General features: G+C 40.4%; 23 protein-coding genes. 6 read left to right on the forward strand and 17 right to left on the reverse strand.

Features of this window, described 5'->3' with window-relative positions:
• Position 1 precedes the first annotated feature (1 nt).
• The 4 genes from Q1A31_RS00500 to aroC all read right to left on the reverse strand — a co-directional run bounded on the left by Q1A31_RS00500 (position 2) and on the right by aroC (position 4,651).
• Positions 2 to 589, reverse strand: coding sequence for a DUF302 domain-containing protein (locus Q1A31_RS00500; RefSeq protein ID WP_299870853.1), 588 nt, complete (start codon positions 587 to 589; stop codon positions 2 to 4).
• A gap of 99 nt (positions 590 to 688) precedes the next feature.
• The gene (locus tag Q1A31_RS00505; protein WP_299870855.1) at positions 689 to 1,096 is read right to left on the reverse strand and encodes an SCP2 sterol-binding domain-containing protein; all 408 of its coding nucleotides are present in this window, start codon (positions 1,094 to 1,096) and stop codon (positions 689 to 691) included.
• Between the two features lie 173 nt (positions 1,097 to 1,269).
• Complete coding sequence (locus tag Q1A31_RS00510; protein WP_299870857.1) at positions 1,270 to 3,282, reverse strand: sodium-translocating pyrophosphatase; 2,013 nt, start codon at positions 3,280 to 3,282, stop codon at positions 1,270 to 1,272.
• 268 nt (positions 3,283 to 3,550) lie between these two features.
• Positions 3,551 to 4,651 carry a chorismate synthase gene (aroC, locus tag Q1A31_RS00515; protein WP_299870859.1) on the reverse strand — a complete coding sequence of 367 codons (1,101 nt, stop codon included), beginning with the start codon at positions 4,649 to 4,651 and terminating at the stop codon, positions 3,551 to 3,553.
• Positions 4,652 to 4,807: 156 nt separating this feature from the next.
• On the opposite strand from aroC, the gene Q1A31_RS00520 reads away from it, so the two are divergent.
• Entirely contained in the window at positions 4,808 to 6,607 is a 1,800-nt protein-coding gene (locus Q1A31_RS00520; RefSeq protein WP_299870861.1) for a thioredoxin domain-containing protein, read from the forward strand.
• A 31-nt stretch (positions 6,608 to 6,638) separates the two neighbouring features.
• Here Q1A31_RS00520 and Q1A31_RS00525 read toward each other — a convergent pair whose 3' ends face one another.
• Entirely contained in the window at positions 6,639 to 9,374 is a 2,736-nt protein-coding gene (locus Q1A31_RS00525) for an immunoglobulin-like domain-containing protein (RefSeq protein WP_299870863.1), read from the reverse strand.
• A gap of 297 nt (positions 9,375 to 9,671) precedes the next feature.
• On the opposite strand from Q1A31_RS00525, the gene Q1A31_RS00530 reads away from it, so the two are divergent.
• The 5 genes from Q1A31_RS00530 to Q1A31_RS00550 all read left to right on the forward strand — a co-directional run bounded on the left by Q1A31_RS00530 (position 9,672) and on the right by Q1A31_RS00550 (position 14,025).
• Positions 9,672 to 10,244, forward strand: coding sequence for a LemA family protein (locus Q1A31_RS00530; RefSeq protein ID WP_299870865.1), 573 nt, complete (start codon positions 9,672 to 9,674; stop codon positions 10,242 to 10,244).
• 152 nt (positions 10,245 to 10,396) lie between these two features.
• Complete coding sequence (locus Q1A31_RS00535; RefSeq protein ID WP_299870867.1) at positions 10,397 to 11,125, forward strand: hypothetical protein; 729 nt, start codon at positions 10,397 to 10,399, stop codon at positions 11,123 to 11,125.
• 114 nt (positions 11,126 to 11,239) lie between these two features.
• Entirely contained in the window at positions 11,240 to 12,829 is a 1,590-nt protein-coding gene (gene gshA, locus Q1A31_RS00540) for a glutamate--cysteine ligase (protein WP_299870869.1), read from the forward strand.
• 50 nt (positions 12,830 to 12,879) lie between these two features.
• Positions 12,880 to 13,566: a signal peptidase I gene (gene lepB, locus Q1A31_RS00545; protein ID WP_299870871.1), complete on the forward strand. Its 687-nt coding sequence runs from the start codon at positions 12,880 to 12,882 to the stop codon at positions 13,564 to 13,566.
• A 198-nt stretch (positions 13,567 to 13,764) separates the two neighbouring features.
• Positions 13,765 to 14,025, forward strand: a complete 261-nt coding sequence (locus Q1A31_RS00550) for a hypothetical protein (RefSeq protein ID WP_299870874.1) — start codon at positions 13,765 to 13,767, stop codon at positions 14,023 to 14,025.
• A 45-nt stretch (positions 14,026 to 14,070) separates the two neighbouring features.
• On the opposite strand, the gene Q1A31_RS00555 is transcribed toward Q1A31_RS00550, so the two are convergent.
• The 12 genes from Q1A31_RS00555 to Q1A31_RS00610 all read right to left on the reverse strand — a co-directional run bounded on the left by Q1A31_RS00555 (position 14,071) and on the right by Q1A31_RS00610 (position 25,115).
• The gene (locus Q1A31_RS00555) at positions 14,071 to 14,880 is read right to left on the reverse strand and encodes an inositol monophosphatase family protein (RefSeq protein WP_299870876.1); all 810 of its coding nucleotides are present in this window, start codon (positions 14,878 to 14,880) and stop codon (positions 14,071 to 14,073) included.
• A gap of 46 nt (positions 14,881 to 14,926) precedes the next feature.
• The gene (locus Q1A31_RS00560) at positions 14,927 to 15,703 is read right to left on the reverse strand and encodes a DeoR/GlpR family DNA-binding transcription regulator (RefSeq protein ID WP_299870878.1); all 777 of its coding nucleotides are present in this window, start codon (positions 15,701 to 15,703) and stop codon (positions 14,927 to 14,929) included.
• Positions 15,703 to 17,364: an ABC transporter permease subunit gene (locus Q1A31_RS00565; RefSeq protein WP_299870879.1), complete on the reverse strand. Its 1,662-nt coding sequence runs from the start codon at positions 17,362 to 17,364 to the stop codon at positions 15,703 to 15,705. Before Q1A31_RS00565 ends, Q1A31_RS00560 begins: the two co-directional genes overlap by 1 nt.
• Positions 17,361 to 18,389, reverse strand: coding sequence for an ABC transporter ATP-binding protein (locus Q1A31_RS00570; protein ID WP_299870881.1), 1,029 nt, complete (start codon positions 18,387 to 18,389; stop codon positions 17,361 to 17,363). The genes Q1A31_RS00565 and Q1A31_RS00570 overlap by 4 nt, the downstream gene beginning before the upstream one ends.
• Before the next feature lie 136 nt (positions 18,390 to 18,525).
• Positions 18,526 to 19,533: an ABC transporter substrate-binding protein gene (locus Q1A31_RS00575; RefSeq protein ID WP_299870882.1), complete on the reverse strand. Its 1,008-nt coding sequence runs from the start codon at positions 19,531 to 19,533 to the stop codon at positions 18,526 to 18,528.
• Between the two features lie 317 nt (positions 19,534 to 19,850).
• On the reverse strand, positions 19,851 to 20,474 hold the full coding sequence (gene ureG, locus Q1A31_RS00580) for an urease accessory protein UreG (RefSeq protein WP_299870883.1): 624 nt from the start codon (positions 20,472 to 20,474) through the stop codon (positions 19,851 to 19,853).
• A gap of 45 nt (positions 20,475 to 20,519) precedes the next feature.
• Positions 20,520 to 21,236, reverse strand: a complete 717-nt coding sequence (locus Q1A31_RS00585) for an urease accessory protein UreF (protein WP_299870885.1) — start codon at positions 21,234 to 21,236, stop codon at positions 20,520 to 20,522.
• Complete coding sequence (gene ureE / locus Q1A31_RS00590; protein WP_299870887.1) at positions 21,190 to 21,702, reverse strand: urease accessory protein UreE; 513 nt, start codon at positions 21,700 to 21,702, stop codon at positions 21,190 to 21,192. Before ureE ends, Q1A31_RS00585 begins: the two co-directional genes overlap by 47 nt.
• Before the next feature lie 24 nt (positions 21,703 to 21,726).
• Positions 21,727 to 23,430 carry an urease subunit alpha gene (ureC, locus tag Q1A31_RS00595; protein ID WP_299870888.1) on the reverse strand — a complete coding sequence of 568 codons (1,704 nt, stop codon included), beginning with the start codon at positions 23,428 to 23,430 and terminating at the stop codon, positions 21,727 to 21,729.
• Between the two features lie 42 nt (positions 23,431 to 23,472).
• Complete coding sequence (locus Q1A31_RS00600) at positions 23,473 to 23,778, reverse strand: urease subunit beta (protein WP_131904753.1); 306 nt, start codon at positions 23,776 to 23,778, stop codon at positions 23,473 to 23,475.
• An 18-nt stretch (positions 23,779 to 23,796) separates the two neighbouring features.
• Positions 23,797 to 24,099, reverse strand: a complete 303-nt coding sequence (ureA, locus tag Q1A31_RS00605; protein ID WP_131904752.1) for an urease subunit gamma — start codon at positions 24,097 to 24,099, stop codon at positions 23,797 to 23,799.
• 125 nt (positions 24,100 to 24,224) lie between these two features.
• On the reverse strand, positions 24,225 to 25,115 hold the full coding sequence (locus tag Q1A31_RS00610) for an urease accessory protein UreD (RefSeq protein WP_299870892.1): 891 nt from the start codon (positions 25,113 to 25,115) through the stop codon (positions 24,225 to 24,227).
• Between the last annotated feature and the right edge of the window lie 2 nt (positions 25,116 to 25,117).

Consider the following 25,117-nt stretch of genomic DNA (forward strand, 5'->3'; position numbering starts at 1 on the left):
ATTAAAACTCGCCAGTAGCACCTGCTTCCATAAGTTTGAGCATTACATTTTTAACTGCATTTGCTTCTTTGAAGAGGTCCTCTGGTAATGTTTTTCCACCATGGATCATTAAATCCATATCCAGTGAATACAACCAGAATTTACCTTCTTTATCCTCAACCATGGCTATACGACAAGGCAAGTAAGCTGAAAAGGCATCTGAATATTCGATCATTTTTACTGCAGTCAGCGGGTTACAATATTGGTAGATGGTTAATAGGCGTTGTTTCTCACCTGTTTTGGCTTCAACCTCTTTTGATAATGGAAGAATTCCAACCGCTTTGATATTTACTTCCGTTGCAACAGAACTCATTGCTTCAGCAGCATCTTCAGGGCTTACACCGTCATCAAGTTGTCTTTTCCATACTGTTGATTCGGCTGAGTTACCGGTTTCTTTAAGCTTTGACCACATATTCATATAAAGGGTCTTAGCTTCTGGGGAAAGCTTGTTTAGCTCATCCAGTTCACCACCAAATTTGCTATATGCATAACCACCACCAATTAAAGCAACCAAACCTATGATTGCTAATATATTTTTAATAAATCCCATATTACTCTCCTAGTACTTTTTACCACCCAATTAACTATTATTTCCGTAATAGTGAACAGGAATTACAAATTATTATTTATTTTAATAAGATACAGATTGTTACACACTTGTATCAATGTTCTTCATTAAACCAAAGCTTTTTACAAATGGACCAGCCATTTTAGGGTTCTTCATCATTGCGCCATAATCACCTGATTTAAACTTAAGCTTACCACTCGCATAAGCCATACCTAAACCAGCCATGCCAATACCTTTGTTGACCCATTTTAACCAGTCTTTCTGATTTGCACGCATGTCCCAGTCAGGCGTTTCTCCATCGTAGTCACCAGCACTGACACAAATGCCTTTCTCTACAACAAATACTCCACGGGGATTTTCTTCATCTTTATAGCCACAGGTTATTACAGAATCAAAACCAATTTCACCAAGCTTTGCGCTTACATCGGGGTCGTTATTCCATTCATCTTTGAGTTCATTCATCCAATCTGCACTGAATAGTTCGGGCATATTTAGTCTCCTTAGCGTTAGACAATAATTCTCTGAAATTTAGCGGGGAATCGCTATAAATCGGGGATTCAGAGTTTCAATATTGTATTAAAAATTACGCCAATGGGTAATATTACCCATTGGGTACTAAACGAGATTAATAGAGTCCGATCATTTAAAAGTTAAATAAATGACTAAACCAGTAAAGGTGCTATTACCAATGACACGATAGCCATAACATTGATTAAGATATTCATCGCCGGACCTGATGTATCTTTAAACGGGTCGCCAACAGTATCACCGACGACAACCGCCATATGTGTATCTGATCCTTTACCACCCAAATTGCCTTTCTCAACGTATTTTTTCGCATTATCCCAAACGCCACCAGCATTTGCCATTGTGAGAGCGAGTAAAACACAGCAGATTAATGCCCCACCTAACATGCCACCAAGCGCTTGTGGACCCAGTATAAATCCTACGACAACGGGGGAAAATACAGCCAGTATGCCTGGAAGAACCATGCGCTTTAGAGCAGCTGTGGTTGCAATGTCTACACAACGTTCAGTATCTGGCTCTGCGGTACCTTCGAGCAATCCAGGAATATCACGGAATTGACGTCGAATCTCTTTGATCATATCAAAAGCGGCTTCACCCACCGCATTCATGGTTATCGCACTAATAACAAAGGGAAATATTCCACCAAGGAACATGCCTGCCAGCACTAAGGGGTCATTGATTTGCAAAGAAAAATCTTCTTGATGATGTGAGATAGTTTCAATATAGGCGGAAATAATTGCCAAAGCTGCCAATGCTGCTGCGCCTATGGCAAAACCTTTACCAATTGCTGCTGTGGTGTTACCCAATTCATCCAGCGAATCTGTAATCTCGCGAGTTTCCTTTCCCATCCCGCCCATTTCAGCGATGCCACCTGCATTGTCCGCCACAGGCCCATACGCATCGATTGCCATTGTTATTCCAACTGTCGCGAGCATCCCTACAGCAGAAATCGCCACACCATAGAGTCCGGATAAATTACTGGATATAAGAATGATTCCGCAAATCGTTAAAACTGGAATTACCACCGATTGCATACCCACGGCTAAACCCGCAATCATGACAGTCGCAGGTCCGGTTTCACCAGCTTTCGCCACTTTTTGTACTGGAGGACCAGAGGTATAATATTCGGTGACTAGACCAATAATGATTCCACCAGCTGCTCCTACAAGAACCGCTCCCCATACTTTTAGACTAATTCCCATTGCTGCTATCAAGATTAAAGCAATAGCAATGAAAAGAACGGAAGCGCCAATTGTCCCGGTTCGTAATGCCACTTCAGGGGATTTATTGGCAGATTGCTTGACGATAAATATACCGATCATGGAACAAATCAGACCAAATGAAGCGAGTACTAACGGTAAGAACATTAGTTGATCTTGCGATGCATTCAATTGAGTTAAGGTTGTCGCAGCCATGGTAGAAGCTAAGGCAATGGTTGCGATAATCGAGCCACAATAAGATTCGAATATATCTGATCCCATACCGGCAACATCACCGACGTTATCGCCAACGTTATCCGCTATCACACCTGGGTTTCTTGGGTCATCCTCAGGTATCCCTGCTTCTATCTTGCCTACTAAGTCTGCACCGACATCAGCACTTTTTGTAAATATTCCGCCACCGACACGTGAGAATAAAGCAACACTGGAAGCTCCCATTCCAAAGCCATGAATGACATGCGCAGTTTCCGGATTTCCGCCAAAGAGTAAATAAAGGAAACCAAGTCCCAGTAAACCCATAGAAGCAACAGTGAGTCCCATGATAGAACCACCAAAGAATGCAACCGTAAGGGCACTGCTGACACCTTCTTTTGATGCTGCGACCGCTGTCCTGACATTAGCCTGGGTAGCAGTGTACATCCCTATATAACCCGCTAAAGCGGATGTAAACGCACCAATTAAGAATGACAGTGCTGTCTTCCAACCAAGGTCAGAAATTAAAATTAAGAATAAGACCACAACACAGAAGATACCGAGAATTTTGTATTCTCTTCTCATGAAGACCATGGCGCCCAGATGAATCTGCTCGGCTATTCTTGCTATCTTATCTTCGCCACCGGGGTACTTTAAAACCTCTTTATATAGATAAAAAGCACCACCTAGACCAAACACACCCAATAACATGGGGAATAATGCACTCAAACTCATTTTGCCTCCTATTTTCAGCAATGACACACAGTGAAATAACAAAAACTAATAGATGGATAAACTATATATTAGTGTGAAAAACACTATCTTGCTGAATACAAATGCATCAATTCATTAATTATAAGAATTACGCAGCTGTATTTAGTGAGAAGAGGTAGAAGTTTTAGAAACAGTCACCCCCCTACTTTAAGGGCATTTTTCTAAAAACGCCCTTAAAGTAGGGGGGTGACCTTTGAATTAATTAGCGCTTTAGAATGCTATAAAGACTCTACTTATTAGAAGCAGGGATATCAGCGAAATCTGTTTTAACATCCATATTTTGCGCACGATGCCTTAACATGTGATCCATCAATGTCATTGCCAGTTGCGCTTCACAAATAGGTGTAGCACGAATACCTACGCAAGGATCATGACGCCCCTTAGTTACGACTTCGATTGGCTCGCCCTTGATATTGACACTTTTACCAGGGATACGAATACTAGACGTAGGTTTAAATGCAGTATGCACCACAATATCCTGACCAGAAGATATACCACCTAAAGTACCACCAGCACTATTTCCATCAAAACCATCGATCATGATTTCATCGCGATGTTCTGTGCCCTTTTGAGTGATCGAATCAAAACCAGCACCTATTTCTACACCTTTAGAGGCATTGATACTCATCATAGAATGAGCAATATCAGCATCTAAACGATCAAAAATGGGCTCACCTAATCCCGGAGGAACGCCAGTAGCGACTGTCGTTATTTTTGCGCCAATAGACTCACCTTCTTTACGAAGCGCATCCATATACGCTTCCATTTCAGGCACTTTGCTAGCATCAGGTGAAAAGAATGGATTATTCGCTATTTCATTCCAGTCTACGGATTCAATTTTGATAGGACCTAATTGCGAAAGGTAGCCTTTAATTTCGATACCGTATCGTTCTCTCAAATATTTTTTAGCGATTCCGCCTGCTGCAACACGCATTGCTGTTTCGCGCGCAGAAGAACGACCACCACCGCGATAATCACGTAAACCATACTTTTTATAGTAGGTGTAATCCGCATGACCAGGGCGGAACTGATCCATAATATTGGAATAGTCTTTAGATCGTTGATCTGTATTGTTGATTAACAATGCTATCGGCACACCCGTGGTTTTACCTTCAAAGACACCAGATAAAATTTGCACCTCATCAGATTCACGACGTTGTGTAGTGTGACGACTTGTACCTGGTTTACGACGATCTAAATCGTCTTGCAAGTCTGCTTCTGAAAGCTCCATTCCTGGAGGACAGCCATCAACAATGCAACCAATCGCTGGACCATGACTCTCACCAAATGAGGTCACTGTAAATAGTTTTCCGTAAGTATTTCCTGACATGCGTACGATTATATCCAATATTTTTTGTAAAGTTTCGACATATTATACGTTTGTAAGAGCCTTGGTGGCTATATATATCAGATAATGCAACCAGAAACGTATGCCATACGTAGTGATATGATTGAGTTTACATTTTATGATTTCAAGGACGAAAACATGAAGCAGTTGCTAACACTACTTTTCATCATTTCTACATTTACCACGAGTGCAAATCAATTAAAAAACCACTCCTCCCCTTATCTGGCACTCCATGGAAACGATCCCGTCAACTGGATGGAATGGGGAAAGCCCGCTTTAGATAAGGCAAAAAAAGAGAATAAATTACTGCTGGTATCTGTGGGCTACTTTGCTTGTCATTGGTGTCATGTGATGCAACGCGAAAGCTATTCTGATAAAGATATCGCTAAAAAACTGAATAAAGAGTATATCTCGGTAAAAGTCGACCGCGAATTAAACCCTGTATTAGATAAGCGCTTAATCGAATTTGTGCAAATCACTAATGGCACAGCAGGTTGGCCGCTAAACGTATTCATCACACCCGATGGCTATCCTTTAGTTGGGGCAACTTATCTCCCTAGAAATCATTTCTCCAATGTCCTTAATCAACTCGATAAAAAGTGGAAAACAGAACAGATTGCTCTTTCAAAAAAAGCTAAAGAGATGAGCCAGACTTTGGTCGCGATGTTAGAAAAACAAGAAAGAATCGTTGAAGGCGATATTTCACAACTCGCCGATCAATATGTTGATGTTGCGATGGAGTATGCAGATACGCTTCAAGGGGGATTTGGACAAGACAGAAAGTTTCCACAAATACCGCAACTTTGGGCGTTATTGAAGCTGAATAAAAAACAAAAGAACAAAGAAGCCGATGAGTTTATACATTTAACACTTCAAAAAATGTCCCAACAAGGGCTTCACGATGAAATAGCAGGTGGTTTTTACCGTTACACGATTGATCCAGACTGGGAAACTCCTCACTTCGAAAAAATGTTGTACACCAATGCACTAATGCCACTTTTATACTTTGATGCTGCGGATTATTCCAATAATCCTATTTACAGAGAAATCGCTTTAGAAACATTGCATTTTTTACAAGATGAAATGCAAGGCGAAAGCAATGCCTATATTGCCAGCCTATCAGCCGTTGATTCCAAAAATGAAGAGGGTGGTTATTATTTGTGGCAACAAAAAGAGCTTAAGGAAATACTGACTTCTGCAGAATTAAACATAGCTAACAACTATTGGAATTTAGACAGAGTGGGGGAATTGCCAGCAGGTAATTTACCTAGACAAAAACTAAGTCTGAGTGAACTCTCGAAAAAACTCAAATTGACGGCAAATGAAACGTCAAAAAGACTTAAGAAACTAAAATTAAAACTCAAATTGCATCGAAACAAAACGAGAGAAATTCCTCGAGACATCAAATTATTGTCAGGTATGAATGGATTAGCACTTGCTGCCTTTGCAAGAGGGTCTGAATACGATAATTCAGTGAAAGTAAGTGGTAAAAAACTATCTCAGTTTTTAATAAATTTATGGGATGGTAATAAACTTCGTCGTTCTTCAGCAACTGACCAGCAAGGAACATTATATGATTATGCCGCTGTCTCCTGGGGTTTAATGAGATGGAGTAACGCAAATAATGATAGTCAGGCTAAGAAAATAGGACTCGAAATAGCTAAAACAGCCTGGGACAAATTTTATATAAATAACTTATGGATTGAAGATCCAGATAGTTTATTGCCCGAAGCAACAAATCAAGCCCATCTTCCGGATAGTGCTATTATTTCAGCAGAGGCTTTAATGCTTGAAGCAAGTGTTTTAACAAATAACCATAAACTTAATACAAATGTAATCAACAACTTAAAAAATCTAACAAAAAGTATTGAAATAGATATATTTTCATACTCATCTCTCTTGTCAATATCAGAAAATAAAAAAGCCACTATCAAATAGTGGCTTTTTTATTTAACACCTTAAGTTGAATTTAAGGATTAACTATGACAGTACGAGTTGCTATTGCTTCATTTCCATCAGTATCAACAGCTGTATAAGTTACATAGTAAGTACCTGCATTAGTTACCTTATTATTCCCGTCTACTGGCACCGTATCACCAGATACAACTACAGTAATATCTCCATCAGTAGGATCTTGAGCCGACTCATTAGGAACATATAAATCACCAATATTAAGAACTAGATCTGGAAATTGATTATTCTGTGAAACAGCATCATTCAATCTAATTGTTGGTACATCTTGGGCAACAACTTCTACCTCTCTTATCAATTGTTGTATATTACCAGAACGATCAGTTGCTCTGTATACAATACTATGGGTACCTAGAACACTTGTATCTACTGGCAAGCCTAGCACTGCAGTAGCCGTCAGAGGTCCATCTACTAGATCTATAGCTGTTGCTCCTGCATCAACATATACATCTCCTTGAGTTACAGCTACTGGATTATTACCAGATATAAATATCTCAGGAGGTGTACTATCTGTTTCAATGATCGCAGTATTATCTCTATAGAAGAAAATCTTTCCTGTCCCATCTAAATCTAAATTAATATAAAAACCTGAATTATTAACTTCTGTATTATTATCTTGCAATCTAAATGAATTATTAGGACCAAGCTCAATAGTTGCAACACTTGAGGTCAGTGTATAAGTACTAGCGCTAAGAATATTTCCATCACCACTTATGGAGTACCAAACATTATTTTCTAATTCCCTAACTTCTGCTCCTGTCAGAGGATTTACAACCAATAATGAAAGATCAGCCGATGGAAGCGGAGGTGGTGTACCATCGGGATCATCAGTACAACCTCCCCATGTGCCATAAGGACTATTTAGGTTAGGCGGTGTTGTGTCACTACTATTAACATCAGCAGCCAGTACTGGAAGCCTGAAGTCTGTATATTCTATAAACTCTGTACCATCTACAGTCACAGTAGCTTCAATTCTTTGCTCTGACCACCAGGCAGTATTCTTAGGATAAACAGTTTCTACCACAATTTTACCGTTTTCATCGGTAACTCCGGAACCAGTTACAGTGGCATCATGAGTAGGCTCAAGAGTGCCGTTTAAATTAATATCTTCGCCACTATCTAAATTACCGTCATTATCAAAATCTTCTGATAAACAAACTGATGTAACACCTTTGTATATTACTGAACCAGTTTCGTCATAAACTGATTGCCCACTCCAGCCATCGCCAGTATCCCACAAACTTCCTTTGTAATAATACTTAGGGATTATTTTGAATGAAACATCCTGCCCTTTAATGGGATTTCCAGCACTATCTGTTACGATAACTCCAAACTTTTTGTTATAGAAGACATCATCTGCTTCTAACAAATGATCGTCACCCAACACTATACGGAGAGCATTTCCACCTACGGTAAGTTTAATTTCATCTTCTGCAACTGCAGGGTAACCTTGTATGAACGTTTTAATTATTACTCCATCTTTAGCACTAGATGAATTACCTGCCTTGTAGGAAACGGAAGCGCGCCCTAAAGAATCTGTGATCGCTGTTGAGCCGCTCAAAACTCCATCAACCGTATCATTTAATCTAAAATCAATAATTTTATTTTTTACGGGGTTGTCATTATTATCACGTACCTTAGCAATTATTGTACTGGTACCATTAGGTGAAATTAATGTTGGATCTGCTTGTGTATTTAAATAAGCAGGTGTAGTTGCAACGAATTCTCTGTCTAACGTTGTTGATAAACCATCAGCTGTAGTTGCAGTAATAACAGTTTGGCCAGCTGTAGGAGACGATATTGAAAAGTTAGCTTTACCGTCTGCATCAGTAACCGCAGTTTGACTTGTAATATCACCTCGCGTCGCACTCAAAGTAATTGTTTTTCCTGATTGAGCAATACCATTTTTAGTCCATATGAAACCAATTGAAGCATTCGTATTTATATTTATTTCTTCATCTGAAGTCGATGATAATGCGAACTCATCACTAGAAACCTCAATATTTTTTTCAAAGCTGGCTCCTAGTACATTTGCCGTAATTGTATCTACTCCACTTGCATCTCCAGTAACGGTGAAAGCGATTTCACCCGCAGAATCAGTTTCAAAATTACTATCAGTTTTAATCGTATTCCCTGCTGAAGATGAAAGTACTACTATTTCGTAAGCGATTGCTTTATTTGAACTATCTTTCAATTTAAGTACGAAGGGATTATCTTTATTCAACGTAATTGCTTGAGGCCCATCAATGGTCACTTCTGTACCCACCACTTCAACAGTAATTGATTTAGAAGTGCTACCTGAAGAAGCGGTAACAGTTAATGTTTGATTTGTTGCAGAACCAGGCTTTAATGTAGCAGTTTGCACAGAACCCGCAGTAATTGTTGTTACTGGCTCAGCAGTTGGGTCTTCAGGGTCAACAGTTGTTGTAACTGTTGCATCTTTTAAAATCGTTGCATCTTTATCTACTGCAAAAGTTATATCTGCAGCATCGATAGCTGTATTATTTGAATCTTTTGCTATAGCGGTAATAGTTATTGGTGATGAACCATCAGATGCTAGTTGTCGAGAGCTCACACTAAGCTCAATTGAACTTGCAATTACTATTGCTGAATCATCTCCTGATGAACTAGTGTCGCCATCCCCAAATGAAGAGCCTCCACCACCACAAGCAGTAAGAGCGATTGCTAATGCAATAGGCGATACAATTTTTACGAATTTAACTGACTTTGACATGAGAAGGACCCTTTTTATAATTCTTGTTGTTAGTTATTTTATTGTTGTAGCAGGTGTTTTCTTATTTTTATTACGATTAGTTTAGTTTTTATACCGTAATTCTGTCAAGAAACACCACCTATATTCAGACTAGTGGTATTACTTGGTATAAGTAAGTTTCTTAATAAACAATTACACCCCCCTACTTATAGGCACTTTTTTTATTTATCGCATTACCCTGCCATTTATCTAAAAATAAAACGTCAAAACTCGATTCTGCTAATATTGCTTTAATACTAAAAATAAAAGGTAAATGTCATGAGTCTCGGTCTTATTATATTTCTTGGTTTATTTGCTGCTCCATTGTTTTGGGGTGTCGCTATTTTTAACCAGCTGATTACTCTTAAAAATAATACTAAAAAATCCTGGAGTAATATTGATGTACTTCTAAAGCAGCGTAATAGTGAGTTACCTAAGCTCATTGATACCTGTAAACAGCACATGAAGTACGAGCAGGAAACGTTAGAAAAAGTTATTAAAGCGCGTAATTTAGTTGAATCTGCGATGCAGTCTAAGAATATTCCTCAACTCGGTCCTGCTGAAATGAAACTGGAAGCCAGCCTAAACGGTTTATTTGCAGTTGCGGAAGATTATCCAGAACTAAAAGCGAGTGATGCTTTTTTACGTTTACAAACACGTATTAGTACGCTTGAAGAAAGCATCTCTGATCGTCGTGAGTTTTATAACGATACTGCTGCATTGAGCAATACAAGAATTCAACAATTTCCAGATAACATAGTGGCTAATATGTTTAGCTTCAAGGAATTTGATTTACTTGAGTTCCATATGAGCGAGCTGCAAGATGTAGACATCGCAGCTAACTTTATCTAATGCACTATTCATTGCTAGATTAAAGTTTACTAAGAATGTTTTCTCGCTTAAAAGGACGGCTTTTTGTATTAATCAGCTCGTTTATATATCCGCTATTACTATTGAGTTTATTTCTCTTTGATGAGACTCAACGATACGAAAAAGCAGTTTTAATGACTGTTTTTTCAATACTGAGCTTAGTGTTTGTGTTACTGCTTTATAGACGTATCCGTTTAATAGAAGACACCTCACCAACTGTTTTAAATTCAGCAGCGCAAGGCTATGTGGAGTTGGAAGGAAAAGCGTCTTTATATGATGGAGAAGTAGTCAGAGGCCCTCATCCTGAACTCCCTCCCATGCTTTGGTTTAGAAACTACGCTATCGATAGCTGGGCTGGTTTCATATTAGGAGATGAAAAAGGCAGATGTACTGTAGACCCTCGTGGTGCTGAAATTATTACACCGCTTTATACCTATAACCATCATACTTACAATGCAATTTATCCTGGTGAGAAAATATACGTTCTAGGTCAACTGCATACCTTAAAAAAGCAACGCAACGATTTCGAAATTAATAACTTAATGCTGTCAAAACTAGCAGAATGGAAACGTAATCATTTCAATTTTCTTCATTATTTTGATAAAAACAAAGATGGAAAAATCGATGATAGCGAATTAGAAACGGCAAAGCAGGCTGCTAGTAGAATGGTAGATTTAGCACTAGAAGAAACCTATCAAAACCCAGCAACACATGTAGTTTCTAATCCAGAGGATGGACGCCCTTACATTATAAGTAGCATCCACCCCGATGTACTTGTTGTTCGTTATAAACGCGCGCTAGTATTTCATTTAGCCACCTGGATAATTTTGTCAATCTACGTTTTAGCAATGCAAGTATATTAATTTCCTCAAAACTAGTTATAAATTCGTATCTACATCCGAATCTGCTCACAGTTCGTTTAAAACCTGCTAACATCCTGTTATTAAAAACACTCACATAAATCACAAGGAATTGGTTTGTACCAGACACTCAATCAGCGCTTAAATAAGATCGAATCTACTGGCTCAACTAAGCTGCTTAAAAAATCCTTAACCGGATTAGAAAAAGAGAGCCTACGCGTTAATCCAGAAGGAACAATCTCAACCACTCCTCACCCTAAAGTGCTTGGTTCTGCTCTAAAAAACCCGTGGATCACTACAGATTACGGCGAAGCAATGCTAGAGCTCATCACACCTCCTTGTGACCGAGCCTACAAATCACTCGATTTCCTGTTAAATATCGAAATTTTTGTTTACCAGCATTTGCGTGACAATGAACTCCTCTGGACCAGCAGTATGCCTTGCGTGATTCGGGGCGAGCAAGATATCGATATCGCACAATACGGATCTAGCAATGCAGGCAAGATGAAGTCTATCTATCGCCAAGGACTTGCTGAACGTTATGGCAAAATTATGCAGGTCATTGCTGGTATCCATTTCAATTACTCGGTTGCCGTTGATTTTTGGCCAGCATTTCAAGAAATTGAAGACGCTTCTAATCTAGAGCCGCAAGAATTTATTAATCAAAGATATATGGGGATGACTCGTAACATTCAGCGCTATGGCTGGATCATTCCCTATCTATTTGGCGCTTCACCTGCCATATGTAAATCATTTCTTGCAGGTCAACCCAAGCCAGAATCCATGACCGAATTTAATGATAATACTTACTACGAAAAGTGGGGTACTTCATTAAGAATGGGTGACATTGGTTACACTAACAAAAAAGAAGACAAGCGTGGCATTAAGGCAAATTACAATACACTTGAAAACTATATTTCCAGTCTTCGTTGTGCGATCAATACCCCTTTTGAAGCATACGAAAAAATTGGACTTAAAGATGGAGACAAGTATTTACAGTTAAATACCAATATCTTGCAGATCGAAAATGAGTATTACAGTAGCGTTCGTCCTAAACGAGTACTTAAAGGTTTTGAAAAGCCAACCGATGCGCTTGAAAGCAGAGGCATTCAATACGTAGAACTTCGTTCTGTCGACATCAATGTATTTAAACCCGCTGGATTAACTCACACTCAACTCTACTTTTTAGAGATCTTCATGCTGTTCTGTTTACTGCAAGAAAGCCCTGAAATCTGTACTGAAGAAGCAAGAGAAATCGATAACAATCAGCATACTGTTGCCCATCAAGGTCGTAAACCAGGACTAACTCTGTACAACAAAGGCGAAGAAATCACTTTAAAAGAGTGGGCGACACAATTACTGGATGAAATGTCTGGAGTTGCCAATTTACTCAATAGCGCACATGATGAGTTTTGTTACTCCAAGGCTATTTCTGAGCAAATGGAATTGGTCAATGATCCTAGCTTAACGCCATCTGCCAAAGTACTGGATGAAATAATCAATCGTGATGGAAGCTACTACCACTTTGCAAAACGCCAATCAGAAGAGCACCGTGATTACTTTATTAATCGACAGTTAACGCCTGAGACTCAGTCAGAGATTGAACTAATGGCAGAGAAATCAATCGAACAGCAAAGAGAATTAGAATCGCAAGATACGCTAGATTTTGATACATTCTTACAGAAATATTTTGCCAACGAACTCTAATTGGTAATTTTCATCACTAACGCTCATAACTAAACACTGAAAAACACACTATGAATAAATTATTTTCCATTATCAGAAACAACAAAGGATTTATCTTTTTTATAATCTTCCTGTTTGTGTTTAGAGGTGCAGTGGCTGATTGGCATCCAGTGCCAACTGGCTCAATGAAGCCAACGATATTAGAAGGTGACGTAGTTTGGGAAAATAAACTCGCTTACGATTTACAGATTCCATTCACTGATATTTCTCTGATGAGAACAGGCGAACCTAAGCGCGGTGAAATTATAGTATTCACTTCTGCTGCTGCTGACAAACGTATGATAAAACGTTTAATGGGATTACCAGGCGATACCGTTGAAGTTCGCAATAACCAACTTTTTATCAATGATGAAGCAGCAAAATACACTAATTTAAGAGACGAAACACTCGAGCCACAACGTGATATTGATAAAGAAGATGGCATTTATGCGCTTGAGTCTCTGAGTGATTTAAAGCCCCATGTAGTTCAGGTAAAACCATCTGAATACAATCCACTTAAAAACTTTGAAAAGATCACTATTCCTGAAGATCATTATTTCTTCATGGGAGATAATCGCGATAACAGTGCTGATTCACGTTATTACGGATTTGTTCCTCGCTCTGAGCTTCGTGGTCATGCAACGCGCATACTACTATCGCTAAACACTAAAGATGGTTACAAACCACGTTTTGAACGCTTTTTGGAAATGCTTAAATAAAGTAGGTCACCCCCCTACTTTGGGGCACTTTTTTAAGTTTAACGTTGGTTATAATAAACGACAGAAGGGAATTTACTGACTAAGTGTCATACAATCTCTGACCAGTAAACACGCAAGTTTGCTTTCAAACCAAGATAATTAACTCTAGTTATCACAATGGTTTGAAACATGCTTCATGCTAAGATTTTATTATGTCTAATGATCGGCTCTATCCCACACCTTGTATTTGCGAACGCGTCAAACACAAGCAAGATTGGAATCAGTGTCGTAATTAAAGAGTCTACTAAATGCGATCTTCATGTAAGCAATAACCAGAAAGTAGCCTTATACACTCAATCATCTTCAAACTGTCTTATTCAAACAGATACCATAAGAAAGCAATTAAGCAATATAAGTTACCAACAAAAAATTGAATCTGGGAATAATGAATTTGCGAGAATCGTTATGGTTATTCAATAATCACAGACCAAAACCCTAACTATTATTCAATCTCACAACATTAGACTATTGATTAAATTTTAATATATCTAGCAGATCTATCAGTGCTTTATGTAGTTCGGGAGTTGCTGCTGAGACTACATCTCCTTTTGAATTCATATCGAGCTTATTACCCTTCCAGTCAGTCACAATTCCTCCAGCTGCTTCTATAACCGCCGACAAAGAAAAGTAATCATAAGGCTTTAGATCGTAATCGATAACAGCATCAATTTGCCCCTGAGCAAGTAATGCGTGAGGGTAGCAATCATAAGAAAACCGTCTAACCTTTCCGACTTTCAATAAACGTGAGAGCTTTTCTGGATGACCAGCAACCAGCTTTTCCCCTTCGTTAATATAAAGCACGCACTCGTCGAGACTTGTTTGATTCGAAACATTTATCGGCTTGCCATTACAAGTAGCAGGTAAGCCAACAGCCCCACTGTATATTTCATTCAACATCGGCATAGAAATAACACCTGCAACTGGCACCCCAGATTTCACAAAGGCGAGCAAAAATCCAAATAGAGGGTTACCTGAAACAAAAGAACGCGTTCCATCAATTGGGTCGATAACCCATAAGTTGTCATCAATATTGCCCTTTATTCCGCTTTCTTCACCCAGTATTCCATCGTCTGGATACTTTAAACTGATTGCTTTTTTAATTTCATTTTCAATGAGCTGATCAATGACGGTAACCGGGCTTTCATCTTCTTTGAAGTCGACCTTGGTTGGCTGTCGAAAATACTGGCGAGCCAAGACTGCTGCTTCCTCAGCCCATGTCTCACAATCACTTAAAACTTGTGTGTAGTCGTAATCATCTGAACTTGTCATAATCATAGTCTCACTCCAATTTTTTGAATTAAGCATTCAGAAAATACTTAATTTAAACTTTATTCGATTTATAAGTAATTATCTCAACACCAGTTTTATCAAACGGTTTTAACTGCTCTGGTTTTACCTTGCTATCTGTTATCAAATAATTGATTTCCGTCGTTTCTGCGAAACGCACTCGGTTAGTTTCACCTATCTTGGAATGGTCGCTTAAAATCACGCTTTTACTGGCTTTAGAAATCATGGCTTTAGCGACTTCGGCTTCTTTTAAAGCATAAGAAAAAACTCCTTTATCAACATCGATGGCTACGGGCGAAATAAAAGCCAAGTTAACGTTAAAGCGTTGGATTTCAGATAACGTCAGTTCGCCATAAGTTGCCGGTACATCTGATGTCAACTGCCCACCCAACAGAATAAGATCAATATCAGCGCCACTAGCTTTGATTGTTTGAGCAATATCGATTGAGTTTGTAACAACCATAATTCCTGATAGCTTTGCCAGATAATGCCCAAAAGCAGAGGTCGTAGTACCCGCATCAACCATAATTGATTCACCGGGCTTTATGAGTGAAACCGCCTTGCGTGCTATATCCTGTTTTGCTCGAGTCTGCACATTTTTGCGCTTCTCAAACGGGGCTTCATCACCTTTGTTTGCTAATACGGCGCCACCATGAACACGGTCAATTAAGCCGCTATACTCAAGCTCAAGTAGATCTCGTCGAACTGTCTCCCGGGAAACGGATAAAAACTCTGCAAGATCATTGGCGCTGACTAATTGATTGTTATTCAGCAGCGAGAGGATGCGTTGATGTCGTTCTTTAGGCCACATTATGCTGCCCCAACTTTGTTTTTAGATTGCATCGATAATATTAATTTCATAATACCCAGAGAAAGACAAACAACCGCCATGACACAGGTAGAAAAAGCCGCGGCTTGAGAGGTTAATCCTGCATCGTCGAGTCGCATAATTGTTACAGCCGCCACATCAAGCTGTGGTGTTGTCAAAAAGATAACCGCTGATAAGGTCACCATAGAACGCATAAAGAGAAAGAAAAAAACTGACACTAACATGGGAGCAATAAAAGGGACGATGACGCTTATTGCGGTTCTTCCCAAACCCGCGCCTAAAGTACTCGATGCTTCTTCAAGTGCAGCAGGGAACTGCCGAAAACCAGTCATCACCGTTAAAAAAGCCTGCGTATGATAGTGATAAAAATTAATTGCAGCAATCAATATGGCCGTTCCATACAAGACATGAAGCGGTGTTGACGTAGAGTTGAAAGTCAAAATATAAGCAAGACCTAACACTATCCCTGGAACTGCTGCTGGCATTGCCGCTAACACTTGAAGTGCCTGAGATAATTTCTGTGGTAACCGAAGCAACCCAAAAGACAGAATGAATATTAGGAATGTGCCGCCGATTGCTGCACCTAGTGAAATTGCAATCGTTATCCACAATGAGGAGTATCCTCCTGCCAACGTTATATCAAAATGTTTAAACGTAAAATCAAAATTATAAGGCCAAAGTTTTACAAAACTTGCATAAACCACAATAGCAATCACAGCGAGTATTGCCCCGATGATTAAGTAGCATGCAACCGCCATTGGAACATCTCTATAGGGCATGAATTTAGGAACGAAGGCCTGGATATTAGTACTTGTTTTACCTTGCTGGCGCTGCATTGCTTTACGCTCAATATAATAGGAGATGACCGTAGGCAACAGCAGCATAATACCCACGACAGCACCCATATTGAAATTTCGTAATCCTATGACCTGTGTATATATTTCAGTCGCAAGTACGGAATAATCGCCACCAATAACTGCCGCATTACCAAAATCTGTGATTGTTATGATGAATACCACAAAAGCAGCGTTGAGCACAGCATAGTAAATGGCAGGCAGTGTTAGATCTCGGAACTGTCGTAATGGTTTTGCTCCCATAATCTCTGCAGCTTCATATAAACGTTGATCCAGTAGCACTAAGGATGCGCTAATAATCATAACGACCTGTGGAAGCGCATATAAGGTATTTGCAATGGTTAAGCCCCAGAACCCATAGATGTCTAGTTCTAGACCAAAAAAGCGATTAATCACACCATTACGACCCAACAGAAATATCAATCCAAGCGCTTGAACCAGCGAGGGTGCGAGTAACGGCAAGATAATGACCGCGCGTATTAACCACTTACCTTTGAATGAACAACGATGCAGCCCTAGCGCAATGATAAACCCAAAAAGAACACTAAATACCATGGTCGTCAAACCCATTAACATCGAGTGTCGAGTCGCACGCCAGAAACCTGTTGATGAAAGTGTTTCTATATAGTTTTGTAAGCCCAATCCACCGTCAGGCAAAGTGATCGAACGAATAAAAACAATGTACATCGGATAAAGAAAAAATAGTGCTAACGCTACCAGCGGAATAACCACACAGGTTATTGTTAAGAGCTTATCTCCATCAAAACCTCTACTGGATACTGCTTTCATGAGGCTGTCTCTACAACATCATTGAGAACCCAGTTACAATCAGCGGGATTTATCTGCAGCGATACATTCTGATTTTCTTCGAGATCTATTGCTCCGTGTACTTCTACAATCAAATCCCCCAGCGTACTTTCCAGTTTGATCTTACTTAAGTTACCCAGAAAACCGATGGATTTGACTAGCGCATCGCCATTTACGTTAGGTTCAATCTTGATTGCTTCTGGGCGAATACAAGCATCGTAAACCTCATCATCACCTTCGGGGCGCATGCCGAGTAATTCAGGCATAAAACTTCTAATGACTTCAGTCTTGATGAGGTTACTTGTTCCCATGAAATCAGCAACAAATCGTGTTGCTGGTTTTTGATACAGTTCTTTCGGCGTTCCAGCCTGCACTACGGCACCTTGATTCATACAAATAATTTTGTCGGCAAGCGCAAGTGCTTCCTCTTGATCGTGTGTCACCATTAACGTGGGAATTCCTAATGCACGTTGCAATTGTAAAATTTCATCGCGCAAGTCTCCGCGTACCTTTGCGTCAAGTGCAGAAAGTGGCTCATCAAGTAATAGAACCCGTGGATCAACGGCAATCGCTCGCGCCAGTGCAACACGTTGTTGCTGACCGCCTGAAAGCTGACCAGGAAATTTATCTGCAATCTGAGGCAATTTAATCAAGTCTAATAATTCAGTAACTCGCGTATTTATTTGATTAACAGGAGTGTCTCTGATTTTTAATCCATATCCGATATTTTCGGCAATCGTCATATTAGGAAATAAAGAATAGGACTGAAACACGATGCCAAAGCCGCGTTTGCGTGCAGGAAGTCCAGACAAAGACTCACCTTCTAATGTCACTTCACCACTATCGATATCAGTTAAGCCAGCGATGAGTCGTAACAAGGTGGTTTTGCCACACCCGCTTGGGCCTAAAAGGCAGACGAATTCGCCTTGTTCAATGGATATACATACATCATCTAAAGCCGTGAATGACCCATAGAGTTTGGTTGCGTTGCGCACAGTTAAATACATGAATGATTCATTCCATGAAATATTGTCACTTACGTGATTTACATGAATACCATACTAAACATCATTAATATGATACGAATAGAAGTAGCCTACGAACAGATAGCTAAAAGAAGCATCTATTCGCAGGCTCTTTAGATTAACGTGCGAATTTTTCTCGCCATTCCGCTTTGATTGCAGTCTGTCGACCAGCTGACTCAACGAAATTAACTGGTGCAAGAATGGTGCTTAAATCAGCAGGAAGACCAGATGCTTTTGCAGCTTCTGACTGTGTAACACCTGGCATAGTGATTAATGCTTTATACTGGCCAAACATAGTGATTGCGCTGTCTGACATGCTCCAATCTAGAAAACGTTTTGCATCTTTTTTGTTATCGCTACTCGCTAAAAGCCCTGATGCTTCTAGTTCATAACCGACGCCGCCTTTAGGAAATACCATTGCAAGCGGATAGCCGTCTTCGATTGATTTCATGGCTGTAAAGGCTAACGAAATACCGACTGTATATTCACCCGTTCTTGCAGCTTTACAAGGCTTTGAACCAGATGACGTATATTGCGCCATATTTGGATCAATCGCTTCAAGTTGTGCCCAACCTTTTTCCAGACCTAATGACTGCAACACAGCATTCACGTGTAAATAGCCAGTACCCGATGAATTGGGATCAGGCATCAATACTTCACCTTTAAATTTAGGATCAGCCAGATCTGCCCAGCTTTCTGGCATTTTTAAGCCTTTCTTTTTAAGGCGTTCTTTATTTACGCAAAATGCCCCCATATACCCCATCTGAGCAAACCATTTGCTGTCAGCATCACGAAATTCCGGAGCGAGTTTTTCAACACCAGCAACTTTAACCGGCTCAAGTAATTTCAGGACTTTTGGGTCCATCATGGCTGTTACTGCCCAACCCCAAAGGATATCTGCTTGTGGGTTGTCAGCTTCAGCAAGTAAGCGAGCGCCCAGTTTACCGGTAGACAAGCGCAATACGTTGATATCTACATCTGGCATCGCCTTCTTGGCAGCCTTCATGTAAACCGCAATTTCTTCTTCCTCAAGCGCACTATAAACCGTAAGAGATTCAGATAAGGCGGCGGTTGAAGCACTAAATAAGACCATTGAGGCAGTTAATTTAAGCAGAGTGTTTTTCATATCTTTTCCCTATTTCCATTGTTGAAGTGTATGTTAAGCCAGCGAAATTCGTAGATTTCAAACTAAACTCGTTTATCTCCTCCAATAAGACCCAATCAAGAGAAACTCATTGTTGGGTGATTGGGTATTTCTGTGCTTTTGTGTTATTTTGTGTATTTAATACACACTATAGGATTTTAAAAAAAATTACAAGAGCTTTAAAGATGCGGATTACTATTAAAAATTAGCCAGATATAGGGATAACTAACATTGTAGTCACCCCCCTACTTATAGGCAGTTTTTTTATTATCAGATATAAGTAGTTATCAAAAAGAGCATCAATCAACAGCAGGCTTTAACATTCCTTTATCAACGATAAAGTCGATGACCGCTTCAACATTTTCACCGTCTTTTAGATTAGTGAAAAGATAGGGCTTATCGCCACGCATACGTTTGGTATCTTGATCCATCACTTCTAAAGAAGCACCAACCATAGGGGCTAGGTCAGTTTTATTGATAATCAATAAATCAGATTTGGTAATACCAGGGCCACCTTTACGGGGGATTTTATCGCCGGCGGCAACATCAATCACATAGATAGTGAGATCAGAAAGCTCTGGACTGAAGGTTGCGCTGAGGTTATCTCCACCGCTTTCAATAATCACAAAATCTAGATCTGGAAAACGATCACACATAGTATCGACAGCTGCAAGATTGATAGAAGCATCTTCGCGAATTGCTGTATGTGGACAACCACCTGTTTCAACACCCATTATACGATCGGCATCTAGCGCATTATGGCGTAGCAAAAACTCTGCATCTTCTTTGGTGTAGATATCATTGGTTACTACCGCGAGGTCATAATCATCTTGCATTCTTTTACATAATTGACGTAATAATGCTGTTTTTCCTGACCCTACTGGACCGCCAACTCCGACGCGTAATACCTGTTTGTTGCTCATTTAAACGTTTCCTAATTAAACTGTTTTTTAAATAAATGTAATGACTCAAGACCTAAACAATCTTGAATATTGTGTTTCGTGCTGTGAACTAAGAATTGCCGTCATGGGCAAAGATGCACCGATTTCATCATCTCCAATGGCAAACCCTTCTTCGATTATTTTAGGTATTTCGGGCAATAAATCAGATAACACTTTCTGTCCATCTGTTTGCCCTAAAGGCACCAATTTGATTGCAGCTGCAATCTGGTTATCCAACCACGACCAAATAAAACCATTGGCTGCTTGCTCCATTTCAATATTCCACTTATTCGCCGCCAGCGTGAATAAGGTGATAAAACAAAGATCACCTTTTTTATGTAAAATCTCGGCTTCAGCAATATCTAAATCTTTGAGCAGTCGTGCGAGTGCAAGTCCTAAATGATGGTCCTCACTGCGTAATTCACTGGTTTCTCTTTGCGCACGCAGTGTTTGATTCCAGCGCATAGCGGTTTCAATATCATCATTTTCCCATGCCTTATACAGTCTAAAAAATATCGGTAAGTCGACGTTTTTTAGGCTCAATGTGAGTGAATCTATCAACCAGACACGTAACGCTTTACTATCTTTAATAAAACCCGACTCAATCGCAGACTCAAGACCTTGTGAGTAGGCAAACGCTCCGACTGGAAGCGTAGGGCTACTTAATTGCAAAAGCTTAAGTAGGCTTAGATGAGAGTCAGTCATGTGAATGACTGTGTTGTTGATGCTGTTGGTGATGGTCATGACTATGATCGTGGTCACCAGAATGGTGATGATGTCCACCACCACTGTAAGCACCAGACTCTGGCTCGAAAGGTGCTTGCTCTGTGGTCACTGTCAAACCAAAACCTCTGACCATTTCATCTAAAACATGATCGTGTTGATAGCGTAATTCGGTCGCATCAATCTGTAATGGAATATGCCGGTTTCCCAAGTGATAACAGGCTTTTGCTAATAATAAAGGATCATCACAATGCACCATCGAAACTGTTTCAGCCGCCGCTTTAATTTCAACTAAGGTTTCACCATCTGCGCTGATGATTAAATCACCATCCTGAAAACTAGTGCCCTTATCAAAAAATAAACCACCTTCACGGCCATCATCTAAAGTGACTTTGAGACGGCTTTTTTCGCGTTGGTCTTTGCCTAAGGTTAAGCTTGTTTGAGGTATAGCGTCAGTTTTATCTGTCTTAGTTTCAAATTTAATCATTTACTTATCGCGCTCAAATATCATTTAGAATAAGAAGTAACGTTGCGCCAGCGGCAGAACATCTGCGGGTTCGCACGTTAATAAATTACCATCTGCACGTACTTCATACGTTTGTGAGTCCACCTCGATTTTTGGCATATAACTATTGTGGATCATGTCGGTTTTTTTCACCGTACGGCAACCTTTAGCTTCGCCTATTAAGCTGTTTAAATTGAGCTGCTCTGCAATACCCGCATCAATACTTGCCTTAGATAAGAAAGTCATACGAGTTGCTAAACGTGCTCCACCATAAGCACCAAACATAGGACGATAATGCACAGGTTGAGGTGTTGGAATGGATGCATTTGGATCACCCATCGGCGCAGATGCAATCATGCCACCCTTAATAATCATACTCGGCTTGGTAGCAAAGAAAGCTGGCTTCCATAAGACGATATCGGCAAGTTTACCCACTTCTATCGAACCTATCTCGTGGGACATTCCGTGAGAAAGTGCTGGGTTGATGGTGTACTTTGCGATGTAACGCTTGATACGGTTATTGTCGTTCTGCGCAGGATCTCCTTCCAGGCTTCCTCGCTGTACTTTCATTTTATGTGCTGTTTGCCAAGTGCGAGTAATAACTTCACCTACGCGACCCATCGCTTGTGAGTCTGATGCGATCATTGAAAACGCACCTAAGTCATGCAGTATATCCTCAGCGGCAATAGTTTCTCTGCGAATACGTGACTCAGCAAATGCCACATCTTCAGCAATACTCGGATCTAAATGGTGACACACCATCAGCATATCCAAATGTTCATCAACGGTATTTATAGTATAAGGACGAGTTGGATTCGTTGAAGAAGGTAGAACATTAAGCTCACCACATGCTTTTATGATATCTGGCGCATGACCGCCGCCCGCTCCTTCCGTATGGAAAGTATGAATGGTGCGTTCTTTAAATGCGGCAATCGTATCTTCTACAAAACCGGATTCATTAAGCGTATCCGTGTGGATCGCAACTTGAATATCGTGTCGTTCTGCTACCGATAAACAGTTATCAATAGATGCTGGTGTTGTTCCCCAATCTTCATGGAGTTTTAAACCAATCACACCTGCTTCCACTTGCTCATCAAGTGCTTCTGGCAAACTCGCATTGCCTTTACCCATGAAACCTAAATTCATCGGGAATTCTTCAGCAGCTTGCAGCATACGATGAATATTCCACGGACCTGGCGTACAGGTTGTTGCGTTAGTTCCGGTTGCTGGCCCTGTTCCACCGCCAAGCATTGTTGTAACGCCAGACGTTAATGCTTCTTCAATTTGCTGCGGACAAATGAAATGGATGTGTGCATCGATGCCACCAGCAGTGATTATTGAACCTTCACCTGCGATAGCTTCTGTTCCTGGCCCGACAATAATATCAACATTCGGCTGAACATCAGGGTTACCTGCTTTTCCTATTCCTGAGATTCGTCCGTTCTTGATACCTATATCTGCTTTTATTATCCCCCAATGATCTACTATTAGGGCATTAGTTATTACCGTATCGGCAACTTCTGCCGACACACGCTGGCTTTGCCCCATGCCGTCACGGATTACTTTACCACCACCAAATTTGACTTCATCGCCATAGGTTGTGAGATCTTTTTCGACCTCTAGCCAGAGTTCTGTATCACCTAAACGTAAACGATCACCCGTCGTAGGTCCGTACATTTCTGCGTAGGCTTGTCGGCTTATCTTACTCATTAGAGTCCTCAACTGTATTTAGTCGTCCACTGTTTTTAATCATCAAAGCGCTCCCATAACTTCGGCATTGAAACCATAAATCTTGCGGTCACCCGCATATTCAACAAGCGTTACCGAACGTGTTTGCCCAGGCTCAAAACGAACTGCTGTACCTGCAGCAATATCCAGTCTAAAACCTCTGGTTTTTTCACGGTCAAAGAGCAGTGCATGGTTTGTTTCGTAAAAGTGATAATGCGAGCCCACTTGAATAGGACGATCTCCACTATTAGCAACTTCTACCGTTACCGAATTTCTACCGACATTTAATTCAATGTCACCAGCAGCTACGATCATTTCTCCGGGAATCATTCTAAAGCTCCTCTAGTCCTATACGATTGGGTTATGCACGGTCACCAGCTTGGTGCCGTCAGGAAAAGTCGCTTCTACCTGCACGTCATGAATCATTTCTGGAATCCCTTCCATGACATCATCACGCGTAAGAAGCGTTTGCCCAAAACTCATTAATTCAGCAACCGTTCTGCCATCACGAGCACCTTCCATAATGGCAGCGCTGATAAAAGCAATCGCTTCTGGGTAGTTGAGTTTTACGCCACGATCTTTGCGTCTTTCTGCAAGTAAAGCCGCAGTAAAAATAAGCAGTTTGTCTTTTTCTCTGGGTGTTAAATCCATTCTAAATCCACCTTTTTAATCTGTAACTGGGACAGGTGTTTAATTTTAGAATTAAAGTCACCCCCCCACTTTTGAGCACTTTTTCTTAACGTTGAAGTAGCACTATTGATAAATAGGAAAAGCATTTATGTAGCCCATATCCTTGGATGGCAAGCATCTCTTCCCATTACTTCTGGTCGAAGAGCCATCCAGATTAATTTAAGTATTGTCGAAATCTGTTCTGCATATTGCCCAAGGCAACGCGCTACTAAAATATCATCGAGCAATGTTATGCCGACTTGTTGATCGCCACCGATGTCCGTTATTGCCTCACGTGCTTTTTCGAGTAATTGAGGCGTAACATGCGTCGCAATAAAAGTACCGAAACAAGGATACCCGGCCAAACTGGCAGGGCTTTGTAATGCGTCATTGTTAATAATTTTTAAGCGATCGAGTAACAACGGTTCTCCATTTCTGGTGATTTCAAGTTTGGTGTCAACCTTGCCACTATTGAACAATTCTTTTGATGCAGGTCTTCCGTAGCAATTAATTTCCCACCCCATGAAACGCGCTGATTCTTCTAGTTCTATCCGTGTGGTTAATTGCGTGTGGGTTCCATCAAAAAATATATTTTCCTGAGGAAACCACTCCAGTGATGAGTCATTCAAAACAGTGAGTATTTGAATCTGTTTTGCCAATTTTCCTGTATTACGATAAAACTTGGTTGCACCCGGTGTGGTTATTAATGCATTAGCCTGTTTAGCTGCTTCTACATTGATATGCAGCTCATCCCCACCAACAACACCACCCGGTGGATGCAATAAGTACAAGTGGCAAACATCACCTTCCGGATAGAAAGGGCGTTGTACCGTCAAAGGTCCGCATTGCGTTCGACTGGCTAATACAGATTTACCAGAGCGTTTCTCAAACCCTAGAGTCAAATGCGCCTTCCAGCCCTGTGAATCCGTCTGTATTGTCTGGGGCTTAATTGAGGGCGCCTTTGATGATTGTTCTGTTAATGGCTGAATTGCAGGCACTT

The sequence above is a fragment of the uncultured Cocleimonas sp. genome (genome assembly GCF_947495625.1).
In the GTDB taxonomy this organism is placed as follows: Bacteria; Pseudomonadota; Gammaproteobacteria; order Thiotrichales; family Thiotrichaceae; genus Cocleimonas.